Source organism: Microcella sp. (genome assembly GCF_030645145.1).
Taxonomy (GTDB): domain Bacteria; phylum Actinomycetota; class Actinomycetes; order Actinomycetales; family Microbacteriaceae; genus Microcella.
Map to the genome: position 1 here is coordinate 1 of NZ_JAUSMI010000054.1, position 8,032 is coordinate 8,032.

9 protein-coding genes, 4 tRNA genes and 1 pseudogene are annotated in these 8,032 nt (G+C 71.5%); 1 reads left to right on the plus strand and 13 read right to left on the minus strand.

All coding sequences use genetic code 11. The features are described from left to right. From Q7T15_RS03270 to Q7T15_RS03325, 12 genes are all read right to left on the minus strand, one after another. The coding region (locus Q7T15_RS03270) for a RuvB-like domain-containing protein (protein WP_304693237.1) at positions 1-248 on the minus strand (248 nt) is incomplete at its 3' end. Beyond that, positions 245-889 (minus strand): Holliday junction branch migration protein RuvA, encoded by a 645-nt coding sequence (gene ruvA, locus Q7T15_RS03275; RefSeq protein WP_304693239.1) that lies wholly within the window; start codon positions 887-889, stop codon positions 245-247. The genes Q7T15_RS03270 and ruvA, both read right to left, overlap by 4 nt. After that, positions 886-1,464: a crossover junction endodeoxyribonuclease RuvC gene (ruvC, locus tag Q7T15_RS03280; protein ID WP_304693241.1), complete on the minus strand. Its 579-nt coding sequence runs from the start codon at positions 1,462-1,464 to the stop codon at positions 886-888. Before ruvC ends, ruvA begins: the two co-directional genes overlap by 4 nt. Positions 1,465-1,473: 9 nt before the next feature. Continuing rightward, complete coding sequence (locus tag Q7T15_RS03285) at positions 1,474-2,238, minus strand: YebC/PmpR family DNA-binding transcriptional regulator (protein ID WP_304693243.1); 765 nt, start codon at positions 2,236-2,238, stop codon at positions 1,474-1,476. 36 nt (positions 2,239-2,274) lie between these two features. Then, positions 2,275-2,886 carry a hypothetical protein gene (locus Q7T15_RS03290; protein WP_304693245.1) on the minus strand — a complete coding sequence of 204 codons (612 nt, stop codon included), beginning with the start codon at positions 2,884-2,886 and terminating at the stop codon, positions 2,275-2,277. A 25-nt stretch (positions 2,887-2,911) separates the two neighbouring features. After that, positions 2,912-3,526: a pyridoxal 5'-phosphate synthase glutaminase subunit PdxT gene (pdxT, locus tag Q7T15_RS03295; RefSeq protein ID WP_304693247.1), complete on the minus strand. Its 615-nt coding sequence runs from the start codon at positions 3,524-3,526 to the stop codon at positions 2,912-2,914. After that, complete coding sequence (gene pdxS / locus Q7T15_RS03300; protein WP_304693249.1) at positions 3,516-4,418, minus strand: pyridoxal 5'-phosphate synthase lyase subunit PdxS; 903 nt, start codon at positions 4,416-4,418, stop codon at positions 3,516-3,518. The genes pdxT and pdxS overlap by 11 nt, the downstream gene beginning before the upstream one ends. Before the next feature lie 78 nt (positions 4,419-4,496). Beyond that, the gene (locus Q7T15_RS03305; protein ID WP_304693251.1) at positions 4,497-5,084 is read right to left on the minus strand and encodes an HIT domain-containing protein; all 588 of its coding nucleotides are present in this window, start codon (positions 5,082-5,084) and stop codon (positions 4,497-4,499) included. A gap of 14 nt (positions 5,085-5,098) precedes the next feature. Further along, complete coding sequence (gene thrS / locus Q7T15_RS03310; RefSeq protein WP_304693253.1) at positions 5,099-7,006, minus strand: threonine--tRNA ligase; 1,908 nt, start codon at positions 7,004-7,006, stop codon at positions 5,099-5,101. Between the two features lie 202 nt (positions 7,007-7,208). Continuing rightward, positions 7,209-7,283 (minus strand) — tRNA-Val (locus Q7T15_RS03315). 51 nt (positions 7,284-7,334) lie between these two features. Continuing rightward, positions 7,335-7,405, minus strand: a tRNA-Cys gene (locus tag Q7T15_RS03320). A gap of 36 nt (positions 7,406-7,441) precedes the next feature. Continuing rightward, a tRNA-Gly gene (locus Q7T15_RS03325) sits at positions 7,442-7,513 on the minus strand. 152 nt (positions 7,514-7,665) lie between these two features. Here Q7T15_RS03325 and Q7T15_RS03330 point away from each other — a divergent pair. Then, a tRNA-Val gene (locus Q7T15_RS03330) sits at positions 7,666-7,741 on the plus strand. Positions 7,742-7,750: 9 nt separating this feature from the next. Here Q7T15_RS03330 and Q7T15_RS03335 read toward each other — a convergent pair. After that, positions 7,751-8,032: pseudogene (locus Q7T15_RS03335) on the minus strand (hypothetical protein); the annotation flags it as partial.

Here is an 8,032-nt window from a genome sequence, read left to right on the forward strand (position 1 = left end):
CGCAGCGGGCGCTGGCCCTCGTGCGCGACGATCATCGCGAGCGTCGTCTTGCCGAGCCCGGGAGGGCCGGCGAGCAGGATGTGGTCGGGGGCGCGGTTCTGCAGGGTCGCGGCCTCGAGCAGCAGCTGCAGCTGCCGGCGCACCTTCTGCTGCCCGACGAACTCGTCGAGGCTCTGCGGGCGCAGCGCACCCTCGAAGGCGAGCTCCGACTCGCTCTCGGGCGTCGCGCGCAGGATGTCGTCGCTCACGCGCGCCCTCCGCGGTCATCGGGGCGGGACGCCCGGGGCCCGAGCTGCGCGAGCGCGCGGCGCAGCAGCACGGGCAGGGGGCTGCGCTCGGCGGTCGGCTCGGCGGCGATCACGGCCTCCGCCGCCTCGACGGCTGAGCGCTCGGGCCACCCGAGGCCCGTGAGCGCCTCGACGAGGGCGAGAGTCATGGCGCCATCGCCCGTGGGGGCGGCGGCCCCGCGCGCGCTGGGAGCGCCTGCGGGTGCGGTGATCTTGCCCGCGAGCGACACGACGATGAGCTTCGCCGTCTTCGGGCCGATGCCGCTGACCTTGCGGAAGGGCGCGTCGTCGTCGTGGTGGATCGCGCGGGCGATCGCGGCGGGCTCCATCTGACCGAGGACGCCGAGCGCCGACTTCGGGCCGACCCCGGAGACCGTGCGCAGCAGGTCGAAGAGGTGCAGCTCTGTCTCGTCGACGAAGCCGAACAGGCTCACGTCGTCCTCACGGACGACCATCGCCGTGTGCAGGAGCACGCGGTCGTCGACGCGCAGCTCGCGCGCGCATCGCTCGGTCACGGCGACCGCGTAGCCGACGCCGGAGACCTCGAGCACGGCACGGCCGGGGCCGAGCGCGATGACGGTTCCGCGCAGAGAGGCGATCACCCGTCGAGCCTAGGCGCGGCCGCCGACTTCTCGGCCGCGCGCCACGCGCGCTGCGCGGGCGTGAGCGCCCCTCCCCCGCCGACCTCGGGCGCCGAGACCCCGCCCCGCCGCCAGCCGTGGCAGATCGCGAGGGCGAGGGCATCGGCGGCGTCCGCGGGCGTGGGCGGGGCATCCAGTCGCAGGATGCGCTGCACCATCGCGGTGACCTGCTTCTTGTCGGCGGCGCCGTGGCCCGTGACGGCGGCCTTGACCTCGCTCGGGGTGTGGAGGGCGACCGCGAGACCGCGGGCCGCCGCGGCGTGCAGCACGACGCCGCTCGCCTGGGCGGTTCCCATGACGGTGCGCACGTTGTGCTGCGCGAAGACGCGCTCGAGGGCGACGACGTCCGGCTGGTGCTCGTCGAGAAGGGCCGCGACCCGCTCGGCGATCGCGAGCACCCGCTGCTCGAGCGGGGTCGCCGGGTCGGTGCGCACGACGGAGACGTGGACGAGGCTCGCGCGGCGCGTGGGGTCGATGTCGACGACGCCGATGCCGCAGCGCGTCAGCCCTGGGTCGACGCCGAGCACGCGCAGCACGGCGGCGCGCTACTCGTCGTCGGCGTCGAGCGCGGCGCGGACCTCGTCGGTGAGCGAGATGTTCGTGTAGACGTTCTGCACGTCGTCGAGCTCGTCGAGCGCGTCGACGAGCCGGAAGACCTTCCGCGCGGTCTCGGCGTCGGTCTCGATCTGCACGCCCGCGACGAACTCGGCCTCGGCCGAGTCGTACTCGATGCCGGCCTCGGTGAGCGCGGCGCGCGCGGCGAGCAGCTGCGAGGGGTCGGTGATGACCTCGAAGCCGCCGCCCTGATCGATGACCTCTTCGGCGCCCGCGTCGAGCACGGCCATGAGGATGTCGTCCTCCGTCACGCCGTCGGTCTTCGTGATCGCGATGACGCCCTTGCGGTGGAAGTTGTAGGAGACGCTCCCGGGGTCGGCCATCTGCCCGCCGTTGCGCGTCATTCCCGTGCGCACCTCGGCGGCGGCGCGGTTGCGGTTGTCGGTGAGGCACTCGATGAGCAGCGCGATGCCGCCGGCGCCGTAGCCCTCGTACATGATCGTCTGGTAGTCGACGGCGTCTCCCGTGAGACCCGCACCGCGCTTGATCGCGCGGTCGATGTTGTCGTTCGGCACCGAGGTCTTCTTGGCCTTCTGCACGGCGTCGACGAGCGTCGGGTTGCCACTCATGTCGGCGCCGCCGATCTTCGCGGCGACCTCGATGTTCTTGATGAGCTTCGCGAACGACTTCGCACGGCGACTGTCGATGATCGCCTTCTTGTGCTTGGTCGTCGCCCACTTGGAATGGCCGGACATCTCGCTCCTCGTCGCTCTCGGGGACAGCTCTCGAGTCTAGGGCAGGGCGTTCGGGAGGACGCCCGCCCGACGCAGCTCCAGACCGGCGAGGGCGCGGACGACCTCCGGCTCGCCCGAACGCCACGCGGCCCCCGGGTCGGGGTGCACGGCGACGAGCGCGCGCAGGGGCTGCCGGGCGATGGCGCGCGCGGCGAGCGTGTCGGCGGTGAGGCCCTGGGCGAGCATCCGTCTCACGAGGCCCGATCGGCGCGCGAACAGGACTCGCGGCAGCACCCAGACGAGCGCGATCAGCAGCAGCGGGAGGAGCGCGACGGCCCACCCCGCGCCGACCGCGATCGTCTCGACGAGCTCCTGCTGGCCGCGACCGGCGTCGGCGACGGCGCCTCCCGCCCCGGCGGCCGCATCGAGCGGTGCGCGGATGCCCTCGCCCACGAGCGGGATGGCGCCCAGCTGATCACCCGCATCGGCGAGACCCGCGGCGAAAGACTCCCCCGCGGCCTCGAGATCGCGCCCGAAGGCACCGAGCGCGCGGATCGCGGTCGTGACCGTCACCGCGGTGACGATGACGAGGATGACCGCCGCGAGCCCCGCGAGGTCGGCGATGATCTGCCGCGTGCGCTGGGCCGGGTAGCTCGAGTACCAGTTCATGCCCCCATGGTGGCGGGCGGGAGCCCTACCGGGCGTGCGACGCGACCGAGTCGGCGACCTTCTGCAGGAAGCGCGCGTGGAACCGGTGCTCGCCCGTGACCTCGGGGTGGAAGCTCGTGCCCATGAGCGGCCCCTGCTCGACGGCGACGATGCGGCCGTCGTCGAGGCGGCCGATCACGTCGACGCCGTCGCCGACGGACTCGACCACGGGGGCGCGGATGAAGACCGCGTGCACGGGCTCGTCGCCGAGGGCGGGCATCTCGATGTCGGTCTCGAACGAGTCGAGCTGCGTGCCGAAGGCGTTGCGGCGGACGACGACGTCGAGCCCGCCGAGCGACTGCTGACCGGCGATCGCGTCGCGGATCTCGTCGGCGAGCATGATGAGGCCGGCGCACGTGCCGTACACGGGCATCCCGCCGGCGATGCGGTCGCGCAGCGACTGCTGGACGCCGAAGGCGCGCGCGAGCTTGTCCATGACGCTCGACTCGCCGCCCGGGATCACGAGACCGTCGATCGCGGCGATCTCGTCCGGCCGGCGCACCGGGCGCGCGTCGGCACCCAGTGCGCGCAGCACGGCGAGGTGCTCGCGGACGTCGCCCTGGAGGGCGAGGACGCCGACGACCGGTGCGCTACCAGCCACGCTCGGCGAGGCGGTGCGGCGCGGGAAGGTCGGCGACGTTGATGCCGACCATCGCCTCGCCGAGCCCGCGCGAGGCCTCCGCGACGACCGCCGGGTCGTCGTAGAACGTCGTCGCCTTGACGATCGCGGCGGCGCGCGCGGCGGGGTTGCCCGACTTGAAGACGCCCGAGCCGACGAACACGCCGTCCGCGCCGAGCTGCATCATGAGCGCCGCGTCGGCGGGCGTCGCGACGCCGCCGGCGGTGAAGAGCACGACGGGGAGCTTGCCGGTCTCGGCGATCTCGACGACGAGGTCGTAGGGGGCCTGGAGCTCCTTCGCGGCGACGTAGAGCTCGTCCTTCGTCATCGACTTCAGACGGTTGATCTCGGCCGAGATCGTGCGGATGTGCTTGGTGGCCTCGGAGACGTCGCCCGTGCCGGCCTCGCCCTTCGAGCGGATCATCGCCGCGCCCTCGTTGATGCGGCGCAGCGCCTCGCCGAGGTTGGTCGCGCCGCAGACGAACGGCACCGTGAAGGGCCACTTGTCGATGTGGTTCACGTAGTCGGCCGGGCTCAGCACCTCCGACTCGTCGATGTAGTCGACGCCGAGCGACTGGAGGATCTGCGCCTCGACGAAGTGGCCGATGCGCGCCTTCGCCATGACAGGGATCGAGACGGTCGCCATGATCTGCTCGATGAGGTCGGGGTCGCTCATGCGTGCGACGCCGCCCTGGGCGCGGATGTCGGCGGGGACGCGCTCGAGGGCCATGACGGCGACGGCGCCCGCGTCCTCCGCGATGCGCGCCTGCTCGGCGTCGATGACGTCCATGATGACGCCGCCCTTGAGCATCTCGGCCAGCCCGCGCTTGACGCGGTTCGTGCCCTGGATGCTCGTCGAAGAGGTCTCGCTCATTGCTGTGTTCCCTTTCTGGAAACGTATCGAAGGCGCGCGATACCGCGCGGAGGTGTCGTGGTGGGCGGCTGCTCGAGTCTACTCGGGCGAACCTGCGGGCCACGCGCGAGCGATCTCGTCCCGGACCTCTCCCAGCAGCCGGGGCACGGCCTTCGTCTGCGCGACGATCGGGAAGAAGTTCGAGTCGAGCGCCCATCGCGGCACGACGTGCTGGTGCAGGTGCGCGGCGATGCCGGCGCCCGCGATGCGCCCCTGATTCATGCCGATGTTGAAGCCGTGGCAGCCGCTCGTCGCGGTGAGCACGCGCATCGCGGTCTGGGTGAGCTCGCCGATCTCGGCGACCTCCTCGGGGCTCGCCTCGTCGTAGGTCGCGATGTGGCGGTACGGGCAGACGAGCAGGTGCCCGCTGTTGTACGGGTAGAGGTTGAGCAGCACGTAGGCGTGCTCGCCGCGCGCGACGATGAGCGCCTGCTCGTCGTCGAGCTCGGGAGCGCGGCAGAACGGGCACGCGTCGTCGTCCGGCTGCTGGCCGTTCTCGATGTAGACGAGGCGGTGCGGTGTCCAGAGCCGCTGGAACGAGTCGGGCACGGCGGCGAACCCGGCCGACGACTCGGCTGCCACTCCGTCGATCGACGGGGCCACGGCATCCCCTGCGTTCTCGATCATGACCGGATGCTCGCCTACAGCTCGGCCGACCGCGAGCTGATCGCGCCGGTGATGCGCGCGACGACCTCGTCGACGGGCACGCCGTTGACCTGCGTGCCGTCGCGGAAGCGGAAGCTCACGGCGCCCTTCGCGCGGTCCTCCTCGCCGGCGATGAGCTGGTACGGGACCTTCTGCATCGTGTGGTTGCGGATCTTCTTCTGCATGCGGTCGTCGCTGCGATCGAGCTCGGCGCGGACGCCCTGGGCCCGCAGCCGGTCGATGACCTCCTGCAGGTAGGGGGCGTACTCCTCGGCGACGGGGATGCCGACGACCTGCACGGGCGAGAGCCAGGCCGGGAACGCTCCCGCGTAGTGCTCGAGCAGGATGGCGAAGAAGCGCTCGATCGAGCCGAGGAGCGCGCGGTGGATCATGATCGGGCGCTGGCGCGAGCCGTCGGAGGCGGCGTACTCGAGCTCGAAGCGCTCGGGCTGGTTGAAGTCGAGCTGCACGGTCGAGAGCTGCCAGGTACGGCCGATCGCGTCGCGCGCCTGCACCGAGATCTTCGGGCCGTAGAAGGCGGCGCCGCCCGGGTCGGCGACGAGCTCGAGGCCCGACTCGGTCGCGACCTCGCGGAGGGTCTCGGTCGCCTGCTCCCAGACGTCGTCCTCGCCGACGTACTTGTCGGGGTTCTTCGTCGACAGCTCGAGGTAGAAGTCGTCGAGGCCGTAGCCGCGCAGCGTCTCGAGCACGAACTCGAGCTGGCTCGCGACCTCGGCCTTCACCTGGTCGGGCGTGACATAGATGTGGGCGTCGTCCTGCGTGAGGCCGCGCACGCGGGTGAGGCCCGAGAGCGTGCCGCTCTTCTCGTAGCGGTAGACGGTGCCGAACTCGGCGAGGCGCAGGGGCAGCTCGCGGTAGCTTCGGCCGCGCGCGCGGAAGATCAGGTTGTGGAACGGGCAGTTCATGGGCTTGAGGTAGTAGTTCTGCCCCTGCTTGGTGATGTTGCCCTCGGCGTCGCGCTCCTCGTCGAGGTGCATCGCCGGGAACATGCCCTCCTCGTACCACTGCAGGTGGCCGCTCGTCTCGAACAGCTGCCCCTTGGTGATGTGGGGCGAGTAGACGAGCTCGTAGCCGTTCTCGAGCAGGCGCTGGCGCATGTAGTTCTCGATCTCGGCGCGGATGATGCCGCCCTTGGGGTGGAAGACCGAGAGCCCCGAGCCGATCTCGTCGGGGAAGCTGAAGAGGTCGAGCTCGACGCCGAGCTTGCGGTGGTCGCGCTTGGCGGCCTCCTCCAGGCGCGAGCGGTACTCGCGCAGCTCGTCCTTGCTCGGCCAGGCGGTGCCGTAGATGCGCTGCAGCTGCGGGTTCTTCTCCGACCCGCGCCAGTAGGCGGCGGCGACGCGCATGAGCGCCCAGCCGTTGCCGATCATGCGGGTGTTGGGCAGGTGCGGGCCGCGGCAGAGGTCCTTCCAGTGCACCTCGCCGGTCTTCGGGTCGACGTTGTCGTAGATCGTGAGCTCGGCGCCGCCGACCTCGACGCTCTCGCCGTCGGCGCCGTCGGCCGCCGCGCCCTTGAGCCCGATGAGCTCGAGCTTGTACGGCTCGCTCGCGAGCTCGGCGCGCGCCTCGTCCTCGGTGACGACGCGGCGGATGAACCGCTGCCCCTGACGGACGATGCGCTCCATCGCCTTGCTGAGGGCCGCGAAGTCGTCGGTCGTGAACGGGGATGCGACGTCGAAGTCGTAGTAGAAGCCGTCGGTCACGGGCGGGCCGATTCCGAGCTTCGCCTCGGGGTTGATCGACTGCACGGCCTGGGCGAGGACGTGCGCGGCCGAGTGCCGGAGGATCGCGAGGCCATCGGGGCTGCCGATCGTCACGGGCTCGACGCGGGTGCCGGGCTCGACGCGGTGGGCGAGGTCGCGCAGCTCGCCGTCGACGCGCATCGCGACGACGGAGCGGTCGGTGAAGAGCCCGAATCCGTCGGTCGTCGTCTCGGCCACGACCGCCTCGAGGGTGGGGGCGGACTGCTCGGCGACGGGCTCGGACACGGTGCTCCTTCTGCAGGGTCTGCGGGACCGCACCAGCCTACCGGCGGCGAAAACGCGAAAACCCCCGCCGAGGCGGGGGTTGTTCTCGTGGTTCTGGTGGTGGGCGATACTGGGATCGAACCAGTGACCTCTTCCGTGTCAGGGAAGCGCGCTACCGCTGCGCCAATCGCCCAAGGCCGTGCTGCTGGTAGTGGTACCGCCTCGGATCTCCGGTGGGAGTACGAGGTGGCGACGGGATTCGAACCCGTGTGCACGGCTTTGCAGGCCGCTGCCTCGCCTCTCGGCCACGCCACCGTGGGTGCAACCCCCACTACCGAGGGGCCGTACTCGAGCGGATGACGAGATTCGAACTCGCGACCCTCACCTTGGCAAGGTGATGCGCTACCACTGCGCCACATCCGCATTTTCGCCCGCCGTTTCCGGCGCGCATGGAAACCATAGCCGACCTCTCGGGGGGATGCCAAACCGGGCGGACCGGGCGTGTCACCCCGCCGGATCGGCGGCCTCGGGCGGTGCGCGACGGTCTGAGGAGTTATGGCAAGATGGACGCGCACGGGCGATTGGCGCAGTTGGTAGCGCGCTTCCTTCACACGGAAGAGGTCATCAGTTCGAGTCTGGTATCGCCCACCACGCTCCCCCTCAGCGCTCCTTTGAGGATCGCCCCGTCGCTCTCACGACGGCCCACGCGATCGCCCAGCAGACGACCCCGCCGAGCGCCGCGAGCACGGTCACGGCGAGAACGGCCCCGAGCTGGGCGGCCGCGAGGACGAGCGTTCCGGTCGCGGCCAGGCCGAAGCCGTCGGCGAGGAGCGCGACGATGACACCTCCCGTCGCGGTGGCGCCGATCGCGCCGACCGCCCACGAGCGGCGCGGCGCCGAGCCGTCGTCGTCGCGGGCACCGGCGCCGCTCAGCGCCGAGCC

What these genes read in the sequence shown, in the direction of transcription:
- Q7T15_RS03285 (WP_304693243.1), bottom strand. Translation starts at nt 2,238, where the DNA reads ATGTCCGGCCATTCCAAGTGGGCGACGACCAAGCACAAGAAGGCGATC.
- Q7T15_RS03290 (WP_304693245.1), bottom strand. Translation starts at nt 2,886, where the DNA reads ATGAACTGGTACTCGAGCTACCCGGCCCAGCGCACGCGGCAGATCATC.
- pdxS (WP_304693249.1), bottom strand. Translation starts at nt 4,418, where the DNA reads ATGAGCGAGACCTCTTCGACGAGCATCCAGGGCACGAACCGCGTCAAG.
- Q7T15_RS03305 (WP_304693251.1), bottom strand. Translation starts at nt 5,084, where the DNA reads ATGATCGAGAACGCAGGGGATGCCGTGGCCCCGTCGATCGACGGAGTG.
- thrS (WP_304693253.1), bottom strand. Translation starts at nt 7,006, where the DNA reads ATGCGCGTCGACGGCGAGCTGCGCGACCTCGCCCACCGCGTCGAGCCC.